Annotated in this window: 15 protein-coding genes; 13 read left to right on the top strand and 2 right to left on the bottom strand. The window is 63.7% G+C overall.

Features of this window, described 5'->3' with window-relative positions; all coding sequences use genetic code 11:
* Positions 1-3 precede the first annotated feature (3 nt).
* Both MSTE_RS23455 and MSTE_RS23450 read right to left on the bottom strand, forming a co-directional pair.
* Complete coding sequence (locus tag MSTE_RS23455) at positions 4-834, bottom strand: tyrosine-protein phosphatase (protein ID WP_096504815.1); 831 nt, start codon at positions 832-834, stop codon at positions 4-6.
* Complete coding sequence (locus MSTE_RS23450) at positions 831-2099, bottom strand: nucleoside permease (RefSeq protein WP_096504813.1); 1269 nt, start codon at positions 2097-2099, stop codon at positions 831-833. The genes MSTE_RS23455 and MSTE_RS23450 overlap by 4 nt, the downstream gene beginning before the upstream one ends.
* A gap of 103 nt (positions 2100-2202) precedes the next feature.
* Between MSTE_RS23450 and MSTE_RS23445 the strand changes: the two genes are divergently transcribed.
* From MSTE_RS23445 to MSTE_RS23385, 13 genes are all read left to right on the top strand, one after another.
* Positions 2203-3294 carry a phosphotransferase family protein gene (locus MSTE_RS23445; protein ID WP_096504811.1) on the top strand — a complete coding sequence of 364 codons (1092 nt, stop codon included), beginning with the start codon at positions 2203-2205 and terminating at the stop codon, positions 3292-3294.
* A 39-nt stretch (positions 3295-3333) separates the two neighbouring features.
* Positions 3334-4092, top strand: coding sequence for a crotonase/enoyl-CoA hydratase family protein (locus MSTE_RS23440; RefSeq protein ID WP_096504809.1), 759 nt, complete (start codon positions 3334-3336; stop codon positions 4090-4092).
* Between the two features lie 156 nt (positions 4093-4248).
* Positions 4249-5181: a class I SAM-dependent methyltransferase gene (locus MSTE_RS23435; protein WP_096504807.1), complete on the top strand. Its 933-nt coding sequence runs from the start codon at positions 4249-4251 to the stop codon at positions 5179-5181.
* 2 nt (positions 5182-5183) lie between these two features.
* Positions 5184-6071: an SAM-dependent methyltransferase gene (locus MSTE_RS23430; protein WP_096506313.1), complete on the top strand. Its 888-nt coding sequence runs from the start codon at positions 5184-5186 to the stop codon at positions 6069-6071.
* Positions 6072-6080: 9 nt separating this feature from the next.
* The gene (locus MSTE_RS23425) at positions 6081-7007 is read left to right on the top strand and encodes a class I SAM-dependent methyltransferase (protein ID WP_096504805.1); all 927 of its coding nucleotides are present in this window, start codon (positions 6081-6083) and stop codon (positions 7005-7007) included.
* Positions 7008-7018: 11 nt separating this feature from the next.
* Positions 7019-7945: a class I SAM-dependent methyltransferase gene (locus tag MSTE_RS23420; protein ID WP_096504803.1), complete on the top strand. Its 927-nt coding sequence runs from the start codon at positions 7019-7021 to the stop codon at positions 7943-7945.
* A gap of 76 nt (positions 7946-8021) precedes the next feature.
* On the top strand, positions 8022-8318 hold the full coding sequence (locus MSTE_RS23415; RefSeq protein WP_096504801.1) for a hypothetical protein: 297 nt from the start codon (positions 8022-8024) through the stop codon (positions 8316-8318).
* 12 nt (positions 8319-8330) lie between these two features.
* On the top strand, positions 8331-9911 hold the full coding sequence (locus MSTE_RS23410) for a hypothetical protein (RefSeq protein ID WP_096504799.1): 1581 nt from the start codon (positions 8331-8333) through the stop codon (positions 9909-9911).
* On the top strand, positions 9908-10582 hold the full coding sequence (locus MSTE_RS23405; RefSeq protein ID WP_096504797.1) for a hypothetical protein: 675 nt from the start codon (positions 9908-9910) through the stop codon (positions 10580-10582). The genes MSTE_RS23410 and MSTE_RS23405 overlap by 4 nt, the downstream gene beginning before the upstream one ends.
* Before the next feature lie 41 nt (positions 10583-10623).
* A complete protein-coding gene (locus MSTE_RS23400; RefSeq protein ID WP_096504795.1) occupies positions 10624-11649 on the top strand; it encodes a glutathione S-transferase family protein in 1026 nt (341 codons plus the stop codon).
* Positions 11650-11748: 99 nt separating this feature from the next.
* The gene (locus MSTE_RS23395; RefSeq protein ID WP_096504793.1) at positions 11749-12837 is read left to right on the top strand and encodes a Re/Si-specific NAD(P)(+) transhydrogenase subunit alpha; all 1089 of its coding nucleotides are present in this window, start codon (positions 11749-11751) and stop codon (positions 12835-12837) included.
* Between the two features lie 2 nt (positions 12838-12839).
* Positions 12840-13157: an NAD(P) transhydrogenase subunit alpha part 2 gene (locus MSTE_RS23390; protein WP_030097415.1), complete on the top strand. Its 318-nt coding sequence runs from the start codon at positions 12840-12842 to the stop codon at positions 13155-13157.
* On the top strand, positions 13154-14599 hold the full coding sequence (locus MSTE_RS23385; protein ID WP_046255191.1) for an NAD(P)(+) transhydrogenase (Re/Si-specific) subunit beta: 1446 nt from the start codon (positions 13154-13156) through the stop codon (positions 14597-14599). The genes MSTE_RS23390 and MSTE_RS23385 overlap by 4 nt, the downstream gene beginning before the upstream one ends.
* Positions 14600-14665 lie beyond the last annotated feature (66 nt).

Raw genomic sequence — 14665 nt, 5'->3', positions numbered from 1 at the left:
CGGCTAGGTCAGTGCTGTCCGCAGTGCCGCCAGGCCATCGCCGTCGATCCCGGCAGCGGTGAGCATTGCCTCGGGTGACCCGAAAAGCCTTGTAATTTCGCTGAATCCGGTGTCGAGGTATTCCGCGCGAACACCGAGCACCTCATCGGAGAGCATCGCAGCCATGGTCTGCGCCAGCTCGGGTTCGGCGGCAGCCATCTGTGCGGAGATGTGGGCCCGCATCGCGCCGATCGCCGCATTACTGCGCAGGTAGTCCGCGGCGATATCGGCGTAGTCGACGCCGACCGTGTGCAGCAATATCCCGATGAGAAGTCCCGTACGGTCCTTGCCTGCCGCGCAGTGCACCAAAGCTGTTGCACCGCTGGCGAGTTGATTGGCCACTGCCTTGAGGGCGACGAGGGTGCCGGGGAGTTCGACGAACCGGCGGTACTCGGCCAGCATGAACTCTACTTGGGATGCGGGATCCGGGCCCCGGCCCGAGGTCATACTCGTGATCATCATCTGCCGGTAAGCGATTTCGTGTGGCGCGCGCTCCTCCCCGGCCGCCGGGGTGGCGAAGGGAACCTCGTGTACCCGGATTGCGTCGTCCACCCGATCGGAACCGGTGCGTGCAATCTCGGTGGGGCTGCGCAGGTCATACAGATCGGTGATGCCGAGGGCGCGCAGTGTCTGGGCTCCCGCCGCGGTCAGGCCGCTGAGTTCGGAGGACCGAAACAACACCCCGGGCCTGACGGTGACGGGTGAATCCGCACCGCCCACGTCCCGGAAGTTCCAGATGCCCTCTACGGGGCTGTCTGCGGGGGAGGCGGTCGATTCAGCGTTGAAGATCGTCACACCCCCACGGTAGCGGGCGCCCTTTCGGCGGCGTTCTCGCCCGGTTTGTGGCGGAACAGCAGGAAGAACGCGATCGCGACCACCAACGAGTACCCGGCGAAGCTCAACCAGATACCGTGCCAGTCCTTGCTCTGATCCGGACAGGTGAAGAAGTACTCGATGACGGCTCCACTGATGAGGCTGCCCAGCATGGCGCCGACCCCATTGGTCATCAGCATGAACAGGCCCTGCGCGCTCGCCCGGATCGCGGGGTCGCACTGGTCCTCGACGAACAGCTGACCCGAGACATTGAAGAAGTCGAAGGCCATGCCGTAGACGATGCAGGACAACACGATCATCCACAGCCCGGCGCCGGGATTGCCGTAGGCGAACAGCCCGAAACGCAATGTCCAAGCGATCATGCTCATGAGCATGACCCCTTTGATTCCGAAGTGACGCAAGAAGAATGGGATGGCCAGGATGAACAGCGTCTCGGAGATCTGTGAGATGGACATGATGATGGCTGGATGCTCGACGGTGAAGAGACCCTTGTACTCATCGATGGTGGCGAAGTCGTGCAGGAACGTATCGCCGTAGGCATTGGTGAGCTGCAGGGCACCGCCGAGCAGCATTGCGAAGATGAAGAAGACCGCCATGGTGCGGTGGCGGAACAGGGTGAAGGCGGTGAGGCCAAATCTGTCGGCGAATGTGGCGCTGTGCGTGCGGTCCAGCTTCGGTGGACAGCTTGGCAGCGTGAACGCGTAGAGCCCCAGGAGCAGCGCCGCCGTTCCGGCGACGTAGAACTGGCCGGCCGAGGTTTCCAGCTTCAGCAGGCTCACCGTGTGTAACGCGGCGATGAATCCGACGGTGCCCCACACACGGATCGGGGGGAAGCTGACGACGGTGTCCTTACCGGCATCCTTGAGCGCGTTGAAGGCGACTGTGATGGCCAGGGACAGCGACGGCATGTAACACAGCATGTTGAGCAGCAGAACCCAGAAGAAGACGGTGGGGCTGTTCACCTGGGGGAGGGTGAACAGCGCTGCGGCTCCGCCCAGATGCAAGATCCCGTAGAGCTTTTCGGCGTTCACCCATTTGTCGGCTATCACCCCCATGATCGGCGGTGTCAGGATCGCGGCAATACCCATGGTGGAGAAGACGGCCCCGAAGTGCGCTCCCGACCAGTGCTTCGCGTTGAACCAGTACGCCCCAAGCGTCAACAGCCAGGCTCCCCACACGAAGAACTGCAGGAAGTTCATGACGATGAGGCGGGCAGAGAGGTTCATTGGACACCAATACTGGGGGACATCGGCCCAGTTGGCAGCGTGAACCGCTAAGGAATGTCCCGGCCCCTCACTCACGGTTTGTGCCGTCAGGTAAACATGACCCATGCACAAGGACGTGTCCGCTTCATCCGAAGACCCCGCCGGCGACGTGTCGCTGGACGCCGATGCCATTCCCGCGAGCCTGTTGGAGTACCTCAGCCGCGAGCTGGGGCAGGAGGTCGGCGTTCGCAGACTCTCGGCCGGACATTCGAATCTGACCTACGTGGTCACGGGAAGCTCTGGTGTGCAGTGGATTATGCGGCGGCCGCCGTTCGGACGGCTGCAGGCCGGTGCGCACGATGTGATGCGTGAGTACCGGGTGCTCGACGCGCTCAGCGCGGCGCAGGTGCGGGTTCCGCGCGTGACGCTGGCCAGCACCGATGCGGAGATCTTCGGCGCCCCGTTCTATTTGATGGAGCGTCAGGAAGGCGAAGTGATCAGGGACGTCTCGCCGGAGTGGTTCGTCGGTACGGCGCGGCGGGAGCTGGTGCTCGATCTGGCGGTCGCATTGGCCGAGATCCACAATGCGGACCCGACGCGGTTGGTGGAGGCCAAGTTGGGTCGTGAATCGGGCTATTTGGCACGACAATTGAAGACATGGGATGGGCAATGGGAGTCCATCAAGGAGCTGCCCACCGGCCGTGATCTGGAGGATCACACGGCCATCACCGCATGGCTCACCCAGAACTATCCGGGGGACCGTCCCGCGGCCGTCGTGCACGGCGATTACAAGCTGGACAACGTGCTGGTCGATGCGGCGACGGCGCGGATCACCGCGGTACTGGACTGGGAGATGGCGACCGTCGGCGATCCACTGGCCGACCTGGGATATCTGCTGTACATGACCCCCGAGCCCGGAGGGGAGGTCGCCATGTCGGAGCTCACCGGGTCGGTGACCGCGCAAGAGGGTTGCCCCTCGCACGTCGAGATCGCCGAGGCCTACCGTGAAGCTCGAACTGGCGACCAAAGCTATTGGACACCAGAGGATTTGATCTATTATCAGGTGTTGGGCGGGTGGAAGCTCGCGACCCTGCTGGAGGTGTCCTATCAGCGCCATCTCGCCGGAACCACCGACGACCCCTTCTTCGCTGAGCTGGACGAGGGTGTGCCGAGGCTACTTTCGGTGGCTCGCAGCCTGATTCCGGCTACTGGCTAGCATCAAGAAACAAACTCACCGACCACCTGGAGGAATGTCATGGCCGACGAAGTCCTGATCGAACAGCGTGACCGTGTCCTACTGATCACCATCAACCGTCCGGACGCGCGCAACGCGGTAAACAGGGCCGTCAGCCAGGGGCTCGCCGCAGCGGCGGATCAGCTGGACAGTTCCGATGACCTGTCCGTCGCCATCATCACCGGCGCGGGTGGAAATTTTTGCGCGGGAATGGATCTCAAGGCATTCGTGAGCGGCGAGGCGGTGCTGTCCGAGCGCGGCCTTGGTTTCACCAATGTGCCGCCGCGTAAGCCGATCATCGCCGCGGTGGAGGGATTCGCCCTGGCAGGCGGGACCGAACTCGTGCTGTCCTGTGATCTGGTGGTGGCCGGTCGGAGCGCCAAGTTCGGCATCCCCGAGGTCAAGCGTGGTCTGGTCGCCGGCGCCGGTGGCCTATTGCGTCTGCCGAAGCGAATCCCGTACCAGGTAGCCATGGAGTTGGCGCTCACGGGAGATTCGTTCACCGCGGAGGACGCCGCCAGGTACGGGTTCATCAACCGGCTCGTCGACGATGGGCAGGCACTGGATGCCGCGCTGGAGTTGGCTGCCAAGATCACCGCGAATGGGCCCCTCGCCGTCGCGGCCACCAAGCGCATTGTCATCGAGTCGGCGAGCTGGGCGCCCGAGGAAGCCTTCGCCAAGCAGGGCGAGATCCTCATGCCGATCTTCGTCTCCGAGGATGCCAGGGAGGGTGCGCAGGCCTTCGCCGAGAAGCGTGCACCCGTCTGGAAGGGCAAGTAGCCCTCGCGTCTCGGTCGTCTCGACAAGGATCAGTGGCGCGCCCAGTCAATCGGCGTACTGTAGTTAGTTGTGCGAACTTTTCATGGGTAAAACCCCGTGACCTGCATTTTTAGATGTACGCACACCTGACATGCGCGTTTGATGGGAGACACTGCTGTGGCCAGAACCGAAGGTGACACCTGGGACATCGTGACGAGCGTGGGCGCGACCGCGCTCATCGTCTCTGTCATGCGTGCCGTCGAGGCGCGTAAGACTGAGCCGCTTGCGCGGGACGACTATGCGCAGCACTTTGTGGCCGCGACCAAGACTGAGGCGCCGATCTTTTCCGAGCTCCTGGAAGACCCCACCCTGGCCCAGGAGCCCGACGTGCAGCTGTTCTCGAGTTATCTGGGGGCGCGGACGAAGTACTTCGACGAGTTCTTCCTGGCCGCGGGGAATGCGGGTGTGCGCCAGGCGGTGATCCTGGCGGCGGGGCTCGATGTCCGCGGCTATCGGCTGCCCTGGGCGCCGGGCACCACGGTCTACGAGCTCGACCTTCCGAAGGTGCTCGAGTTCAAGAAGCAGGTTCTCGACGAGCACGGGGTGCGGGCCACGACCACCGTCCACGATCTGCATGTCGACCTACGCGACGATTGGCCCGAGGCGCTCACGGCAGCGGGATTCGACCCCACCCAGCCGACCGCCTGGCTGGCCGAGGGGCTGCTTCCGTTCCTGCCGGGTACCGCGCAGGACCTGCTGTTCCAGCGCATTGTCAAGCTTTCCGCACCCGGAAGCCGGGTTGCCGTAGAGGATTTCGGTGCTCCCGGTACCCAGGCAGATCGGATGTCGAGCGCGATGGAGAACGAAGACGGCGCATTGCGCCGGATCTTCAAGAGCATCGTTGAAGAGGATGCACCCCCATCGAGCCTGTGGTTCGCCGACAAGCGCGAGGATCCGGCGCAATGGCTGACCGGGCACGGCTGGACCGTTGAGGCCACCACGGCGGGTGAACTGTTGAAGCGGTACAACCGGGCTCCGTTGGCCGGCGAGCATGAGCTGACGGATGCCATGGGGCAGAGCCGGTACTTCACCGCCTCTCTGGGCGCATGACCATGGCGCGCGCCGACGGAGACACCTGGGACATCGTCACGAGCGTCGGCTACACCGCGCTGGCGGTCGCGGCCGCCCGCGCACTCGACGCGAAACTGGATCCACCACTGGCCCACGACGAGTACGCCGAGAAGTTCGTTGCCGCCGCCGGCGAATCGCAATTGGCCGAAGCCGTGGCCGCCGGGGATATCGGCGGCCTCGCCGGGGCCAATGCCGGATGGGTCGGCGTGCGGACACGATTCTTCGACAACTTCTTTGCCGACGCGGCCGGCGCGGGAGTGCGGCAAGTAGTCATTCTGGCCGCCGGATTAGATGCCCGCGCATACCGATTGCCCTGGCCCACGGGCACCACCGTCTTCGAGGTGGACCAACCGCGGGTGCTCGAATTCAAAGATCAGGTGCTCGCCGCGGCGCAGGCAGGTCCGGCCGCCGGCCGGGTGCCGGTGGCCGTCGACCTGCGTGATGACTGGCCGAAGGCGTTGGTGGGGGCCAGGTTCGACCCCGAACAACCCACCGCATGGGCTCTGGAAGGACTGTTGCCCTACCTGCCCGGAGCAGCACAGGACGCACTCTTCGAGAAGTTGCATGAGCTATCGGCTCCCGGAAGCAGCATCGCGGCCGAGCTGGGCCCCCGGCCCGGTGAGATCGCACAGTTTGAGCGGGACATGCCGTCGCATGCCGATTCGCCGGGCCAGCCCAAGGTGTCCGAACTCTGGTACGAGGATCCTCGGCGTGATACCAAGTCGTGGCTTGCTGAAAGAGGTTGGACTGTCGCGGAAATCGACCTTGTCGAGGCGGCCGTGGGATACGGACGGCCGTTCGGGGAACTGCCCGGCTCATTCGAAACATTGCTTCGTACCAAGTTTTTCACCGCTACCCGGACCAACTGAGAGGGCGCAATGACAGACGTCGAGGACGAGAACTGGTCGCGCAGCGAGGGCGATTCCTGGGACATCGTGTCCAGCGTGGGATACGCCGCGCTGGGGGTCAGTGCGCAGCGTGCCGTGGAGAGTGAACGGCCGGACGCATTGATCGTCGACCCGTTCGCCAAGCATTTCGTGCTCGCGGCGGGCGAACCGCATTTGATCGATACGATCACCAAACGCGATGTGCCCCGGGCATCCCCGTTCGAGTATCTGCGTGGGATGGGTATGCGCAGCCGGTTCTTCGATGAGTTCTTCCTGGAGGCCGCCGCCTCCGGTATCCGACAAGCCGTCATCCTTGCCGCCGGATTGGACGCGCGGGCACATCGGCTGCCCTGGCCCGCCGGGGTTGCGGTCTACGAGCTGGATCAGCCGGAAGTTTTGGCCTTCAAGGACCGGGTGTATGCCGAGCAGGGCGCCGCGCCGACCAGTGATCGTCGGGCGGTGGCTGTGGACCTGCGTGATGACTGGCCGGGCGCCCTCAAAGAGGCTGGATTTGATCCCAGCCGGCCCACCGCATGGTCGGCCGAAGGACTGCTGCCGTATCTGCCCGCGGTCGCCCAGGAATTGTTGTTCGAGAGGGTTGTCGAACTGTCGGCTCCGGGCAGTCGCGCCGCGATCGAGGGCCCCACGGGAGTGTTGGGTGTGAGTCAATTCGCGAAGGTAGAGCAGAAGTACCGATCCGAGAAGGACACCTTCGGCAAGATCGACATCACCGAGCTGTTCTACGACGAGGAGAAGACGCCGCCCGTCGAGTGGTTCTCCGTGCGAGGTTGGGACACGTTGGGGCTGGACATGTTTGATCTGGCAGAGCGTTACGGCGTGCAGTATCCGGAAATCCCCGAGGACATCAGGGAGCTTGCCGGTTCGATGCATTACCTGACCTGCACACTGCCGGCCTGAAAGGAAACGTAATGACCAACATCGAGGACAAGGACTGGTCGCGCAGCGAGGGCGACTCCTGGGACATCGTGTCGAGCGTGGGGTTCACGGCGCTGGGAGTTGCGGCGGCCCGTGCGATTGAGAACGCGCAGCCCGACCCCCTGGTGCGCGATGAATATGCGCAGCATTTCGTGCGCGCCGCGGGTGAGCCGCATCTGATTGGGCTGCTGGACAATCCGGATGCGCAGGCGCTGAACCCCGCGACCGCATTTCGGCAGATCGGCTTGCGTAGCAGGTTTTTCGACGAGTTCTTTGTAAACGCAGCGAATTCCGGCTGCAAGCAGGCAGTGATTCTCGCCGCCGGGCTGGATGTGCGGGCGCATCGGTTGCCGTGGCCGGAAGGCACCAAGGTCTTCGAGTTGGACCAGCCCAAGGTGCTGGAGTTCAAGGACCGTGTGCTGGCCGAACAGGGCGCCACCCCCACGAGTGACCGCAGGGAGGTGGTCGTGGATCTCCGAGAGGATTGGCCTGCCGCCTTGCTCGCCGCGGGCTTTGACCCTGAGGCTCCGACGGCATGGTCGGCAGAGGGTCTGATCGTCTACCTGCCTTCTGCGGCACAGGATCTGCTGTTCGAGCGGGTTGTCGCGCTATCGGCGCCGGGCAGTCAGGTCGCCGTGGAAGCCACGCGCGGACGGCCCGACATCGCCAAGTGGGGTGAGGTCCAGAAGAAGTATGCCGACGATAGCCATCCCATGTCGAAGGTGGATATCAGTTCGTTGTTCTACGACGAAGAGCGGGCTGACGTCGCGGAGTGGTTCGCCGCGCGCGGGTGGACGGTGCACGGCGCGCATGCCCTGGAACTGGCCGCGGCCTACGGAATCGACATCCCGGATCTGCCGCAGGACGTTGTCGAACTCATCGAACAGGGCAACTACCTCACCGCTGTTCTGCCCGGCTAGCCGGGCTATCCACAAGGGGTGGTTGGGCCACCGGTTCCGGGCTAACATGCGGAAAGGGCATGTCTGGAGGGGGCCCATGAAGATCGACCCGGTCGCGACGGAGAAATGTGCGGCACAACTCGACGCGACGGATACCCATGTCGAGTTCGCCAAGGGAAAGCTGCGTGCCACGGAGGGCAAGGACCTCGGTGACCTGAGCGATGCCATGAACGCTGCGCGGAATCGGGTATCCGGCGCGCTCGGCACGGTTGCCGCTGTGCAAAAAGAGATCTCGCAGAACATCCGGACGTGCACCAAGGCTCTCGTCGAGATGGATCAGCGCAATGCGGGGAATCTCAGCGACACCGGAATCAAGTTTCCGGTGCTCAACTAGGGCCGGTGCGCGATGACGCTGGGTGACACGCAAAAGCAGCTTGAGCAGGTAATCGCCGATCTGAGACAGATCGGCGAGATCACCGTGAGCACGGTCTGGCCGATAGCGCGCAAGGTCGTCAGTGCTGTCCGGAAGGTCATCGCGGTGGCCACCGAGCCACCTCCTCCGGATCCGGCGACCGTGCGCGAGGTGGCCGCTCGTTGGCGGGAAATGGCGCCCGCCATGGGGGAGTGGCATGCCAACGATGTTCAGCAGGCTCAGAACACGATCCCCGACACGGTGTGGGGGCGCACGCCGGGCGATCCGTACGGTGAAACGACCGGGGACAAGGCGCGCACCAGCATCGCGAACTTCAAGACACGATCCACGACGATCGGTCCGGCCGCTACCGGGGTGGCCGGCTCGCTCGACACGTTTGGCGGGTCGATGGAGAAGGCGCGTGAACGGTGGCACAACGCGTTCGCGTCGCTCAAGGACGACGTCGACTGGAGCAACATTCCCAAAGCGCCGTGGGACGCCATCCCGTATGTCCGGAAGCTTGTGGGCGATGTCGTGCACGGTGTCGAAGAACTCGCGGGCGCGTATGGGGACGCCGACAAGGCGGTGAACACGGCGAAGGGCGAACTCGGAAAAGCAGTGGAGGGCATCACGCTGCCCGACCACACTTCCGTCGCGGCGGGCGCGATCGGTTCGGTCAACAATTGGTCGGGCGTCAAGGGTGACCCGGATGGTCATAAGGACGGAACAGGTTTGCGGCCGGGCGTGCAGGAGCGCGCAGATGCCAACCTGGCGGCGATGAGCCCCGAGGATCGCGCCAAGGCGCAGGCGATGCTCGATAACGCGAAGGATGAGGCCCGACGGAACTGGATCATCTCCGCTCTCGCACGGGGAGGCGATATCGCTACGCTGCAACGGTTCTCGGACAAATTGGCGCTCATGGATGATCAACAGGTGCGTGAGCTTGACCCGGTGGAGTACGCGAAGAATCATCCGGGCGTCCTGACGCAACCCGACGGCACCACCTGTGGGTCTTCCTCGCTTGTTGTCGCCAAGATGATCAACGACCCGGTGTATGCGATGAAGATGCTTACGGGATATGACGCGACCGGGTCCGAACCGCCACAGCCTGGACAATCGATCGCTACCGCGGAGGTCACATCCAAGTTCGCAGATGAAGCCAAGAAGATGCACGATTCGACGAACAACGCGATCGTCCCGGGTTGGGGCACGACCTGGCCGGAGTCGTTGGGTACGCCCCCGGGAGGCGCCGCTGACGAGATGGGCAAGCCCGGCGGTCCCGGTGTCCCGGGCAGCGCGTATCGGTTCGAGGTGGCTAATCCGCTGGGCCCGTCCGGGGACTATCAGGCGATCAGTGCGGCCGTCCAGTCCGGGCAGTCTGTTCCGCTGTTCGTCGGCAGCGGAGTGAACGGGCACATTGTCTTGGTGACCGGAATGCAGGGCGATTCATTGGAAATCTACGAGCCCTCTTCAGGGCAGAAGATGACCATCCCGAAGGATGATTTCGTCAACAACCGAATATCGTTCGGTGGCGAAACGCGCTATCGGCCATGGGGTGAGGTGATCCCGAAGTGAGGGTCCTGCGGCTTTCGCCGGTGCTGTTGCTGGTTTTCGTGCTGGCCGCGTCGTGTCCTAAGCATCCCGAAACCTTCGAGCCGAACGCCGCGGATGCGGCGCGATCTGCCCGGCTGGCGGCGGATGCCTGGCTTGCTCCCGCCACGGTGTACCGCGCCTCGTACAACGGGCTGAACAACATCTCGCGTGAGTCGGTGGTCAGGACTGCGTCTTTCACACACGGTGATCCATTGGACGTTGTCACCCGAGAGACACGGAAGGCTCTGCAGAACGGCTGGGTACTGACCTATGCCCACTGTGGGTCCGTGGCGCGGCCCATGTCGTCGGCGAGTGCACCCCAGACCCTGTCGGGTGTTGAAGTGAATCTGGAGAAGTCGCCGGCCGATCCCGAGAATGCCGCCATGGCACAGCTGACGGCCTACCGTGTGGAGCCCGATCCGGACGGACAGGGAACGGTCAACATGGAGATCAACGCTTTTGCCCAGTATCACTCGGATAGGGGTTGGCCGAATCTGCCGGGCATCGCGGTGGACACCACGTGCCTGGTGATACCTGGTGCGCCCAGTGCAGGCTCCAATACGACGTCGGCGTTTCCATCGGGAATCGCCCAAGGCGTCAAGGGTGGCCATCCGCTGAACGAGAAGGGTGAACCTGACGGATCGGCCGGCTGAAGGACGTTGCCTCGAATGCTGACGGTGCCAGACTGGAGTGTGTGAGCCAGAACCCGGAGAACACCAAGTACGTCGAGCCCGGTGAGTTCAAGCGGGACACCAACTACATCAATACGCGGATCACCGCGGACGGCCGTGACGGCTACCCGGTCGAGCCCGGGAGGTACCGGCTCGTCGCCGCACGTGCCTGTCCCTGGGCGAACCGGACGCTCATCGTCCGTCGCCTGCTCGGTTTGGAAGACGTTCTATCTCTCGGGCTTTGCGGCCCCACGCATGACAAGCGCAGCTGGACTTTCGATCTGGATCCGGGCGGTGTCGATCCCGTCCTGGGTATCCACTTCCTGCGCGATGCCTATCTCAAGCGGTATCCGGACTATCCCCGCGGCATCACCGTGCCCGCTGTCGTGGAAGAGGCGTCCGGGGAAGTCGTGACCAACGACTACGCGCAGATGACGCTGGACTTCTCCACCGAATGGGTCGAGCATCACCGGTCGGGCGCGCCACAGCTGTATCCCGAGGCATTGCGCACCGAAATCGACGAGGTGAACCGCCGCGTCTACACAGAGGTCAACAACGGCGTCTACCGTTGCGGTTTCGCCGGAGGCCAGGATGCGTACGACGCCGCCTACGATCGCCTGTTCACCGCGCTCGATTGGCTGTCGGAAAGGCTTGCCGGACAAAGGTATTTGGTGGGCGACACCATTACCGAGGCGGATGTGCGGCTGTTCACCACATTGGTCCGGTTCGATCCGGTGTATCACGGGCACTTCAAGTGCAATCGCGAGAAGCTGACCGAGATGCCGGTGTTGTGGGCGTACTCGCGGGATCTGTATCAAACCCCAGGCTTCGGTGACACCGTCGATTTCGGGCAGATCAAGGAGCACTACTACGTGGTGCACACCGATATCAATCCCACTCAGATTGTCCCGAAGGGGCCGGATCTGAGTGGCTGGCTGACCCCGCATGGACGCGAGATACTGGGTGGCAGACCCTTCGGGAATGGCACCCCGCCGGGGCCGCCGAGAGAGTCGGAACGCGTGCCAGATCACGGTCCTTGCCCTGGTTAACGACCTTTGCAGGATTTACAAAAACGGAAGACTTGTTAACAAGCATGCCTTTCCTTAGTATCCGTCGGCATGCTGCACCACAGGGTGAAGGGCGAGTAGATGACCGATCAACCAGTCACTATCGGAGTTGTCCGAGAGTCGGGTGAGGACGAGCGCCGCGTTGCGCTGGTGCCCAAGGCGATCGCCGGGCTGATTGGCAAGGGTGTGAACGTCGTTATAGAAAGCGGCGCCGGAGAGCGCGCGCTGCTGCCCGACGAGCTGTACACCGAAGCCGGTGCGACGGTGGGTGACGCTTGGTCCGCCGATGTCGTCGTCAAGGTTGCGCCGCCCTCGCCCGCCGAGGTCGCTAGCCTGCGTGAGGGGCAGACCCTCATCGGCTTCCTGGCGCCGCGCAATGCCGACAACAGCATCGGCGCGCTCAAGAGCGCGGGCGTGCAAGCCTTTGCCGTGGAAGCTATTCCCCGCATCTCCCGCGCCCAGGTGATGGACGCGCTGTCGTCGCAGGCCAACGTAGCCGGGTACAAGTCCGTGCTCGTGGCGGCCTCGGAATCGACTCGCTTCTTCCCGATGCTCACCACGGCCGCGGGAACCGTGAAGCCCGCGCTGGTGCTGGTGCTCGGTGTCGGTGTGGCCGGTCTGCAGGCGCTGGCGACGGCCAAGCGGCTCGGCGGGCGCACCACCGGCTACGACGTTCGCCCCGAGGTGGCAGATCAGGTCCGTTCGGTCGGTGCCCAGTGGCTCGATCTCGGCATCGATGCGGCCGGCGAGGGCGGCTACGCCCGCGAGCTCACCGAGGAGGAGCGCCAGAAGCAGCAGCAGGCGCTCGAAGAGGCCATCAAGGGATTCGACGTCGTCATCACCACGGCGCTCGTGCCCGGGCGTCCGGCGCCGCGTCTGGTGACCGCTGCGGCAGTCGAGGGCATGAAGCCCGGTTCTGTCGTCGTGGATCTCGCGGGGGAGACCGGCGGCAACTGTGAACTGACCGAGCCCGGCCAGACCGTCGTCAAGCACGGTGTGACGATCGCTTCGCCCCTCAACCTGCCGGCCACCATGCCCGAGCACGCCAGCGAGCTGTATGCCAAGAACATCACGTCCGTTCTCGAACTCCTCATCAAGGATGGCGCCCTGGCGCCGGACTTCGATGATGAGATCGTCGCGGGCTCCTGCGTTACCCGGGAGGTCTCCTAGACATGTACGGACAGCTACTGGCCAACATCGCGATCCTGGTGCTTGCCGGGTTCGTCGGATTCGCCGTTATCTCCAAGGTGCCCAACACCTTGCACACCCCGTTGATGTCGGGCACCAACGCCATTCACGGCATCGTGGTGCTGGGTGCGCTGATCGTCCTGGGCAACCTGCCCGCCGACGCCAGCTGGGGCACTCGGATCATCGCGTTCGTCGCGTTGATCTTCGGAACCCTGAACGTGATCGGTGGCTTCTTGGTGACCGACCGCATGCTGGGCATGTTCAAGTCGAAGAAGCCTGAGCAGAAAGAGGCGGCCAAGTGAGCACCGAAAGCCTCAACTACCTCGTCGATGTTCTCTACATCGCCGCGTTTGCCCTCTTCATCTACGGTCTGTCCGGCCTGACCGGACCCAAGACCGCAGTGCGCGGCAACTGGATTGCCGCCGTCGGCATGGGCATCGCGGTGCTTGCCACGCTGATCAAGGTGAGCGAGAGTGCCACCACGCTGGACTGGATCCTGATCGGCGCGGGCCTGGGTATCGGTGTCGTACTGGGCATTCCGCCCGCACTGAAGACCAAGATGACCGCCATGCCGCAGCTGGTGGCATTGTTCAACGGTGTCGGTGGTGGCACCGTGGCGCTTATCGCCTGGTCAGAATTCATTGAGACGAAGGGCTTTTCGGAGTTCAAGCCAGATCAGTCGCCGACCGTGGCGCTGGTGGTGGGATCGCTGTTCGCCGCGGTCATCGGTTCGGTGTCGTTCTGGGGCTCGCTGGTGGCCTTCGCCAAACTGCAGGAGTCCATTCCGAAGAATGTCGAGAAGCGGCTTGTTGCTTCCGCCAAGCTTTTCCAGGCTTCCAATATCGTGCTGCTGCTGGCTGCGGTCGGCGCCGCCGTCTACATCGGGCTGCATCCCGGCCTGCCGGTCTGGTGGATCGTCGCGGTACTGGTCTTCGCCGGTGTGATGGGTCTGTTCGTGGTGTTCCCCATCGGTGGCGCCGACATGCCGGTGGTCATCTCACTGCTCAACGCGATGACCGGTTTGTCTGCCGCCGCAGCAGGTTTGGCGCTGAACAACACCGCGATGATTGTCGCGGGCATGATCGTGGGCGCCTCCGGCTCGATCCTGACCAACCTGATGGCCGTTGCGATGAACCGGTCGATTCCGGCCATCGTGTTCGGTTCGTTCGGTGGCGGTGACACCGGAGCCGCCGCTGGTTCGGCCGAGCAGGGCACGGTCAAGGCGACGTCTGCCTCCGACGCAGCGATTCAGATGGCCTACGCCAACCAGGTGATCGTGGTGCCCGGTTACGGCCTGGCCGTCGCGCAGGCCCAGCACACTGTCAAGGAGATGGCGGACCTGCTGGAGAGCAAGGGTGTTGAGGTCAAGTACGCCATTCACCCGGTTGCCGGTCGCATGCCCGGACACATGAACGTGCTGCTCGCCGAGGCCGACGTCGAGTACGACGCCATGAAGGAAATGGACGACATCAACGGCGAGTTCAACCGGACCGATGTCACCATCGTGATTGGCGCCAACGATGTCACCAACCCGGCGGCTCGCAATGACCCGTCCAGCCCGATTCACGGCATGCCGATCCTGAATGTCGATGAGTCGCGCTCGGTGATCGTGCTGAAGCGTTCGATGAGCTCGGGCTACGCGGGTATCGAGAACCCGCTGTTCTTCCAGCCGCAGACCTCGATGTTGTTCGGGGACGCCAAGAAGTCGGTGTCCGCAGTCATCGAGGAGCTTAAGGCGCTGTAGCCCAACCTCTTTGCCATCGAGTGGGAATCTCACGCGGAAATCCAGCCGGAAATCCTCGTGAGGTTC

Source organism: [Mycobacterium] stephanolepidis (assembly GCF_002356335.1).
In the GTDB taxonomy this organism is placed as follows: domain Bacteria; phylum Actinomycetota; class Actinomycetes; order Mycobacteriales; family Mycobacteriaceae; genus Mycobacterium; species Mycobacterium stephanolepidis.
Note: the sequence above shows the minus strand (reverse complement) of the source record. Positions and strands in the feature narration are given on the sequence as shown.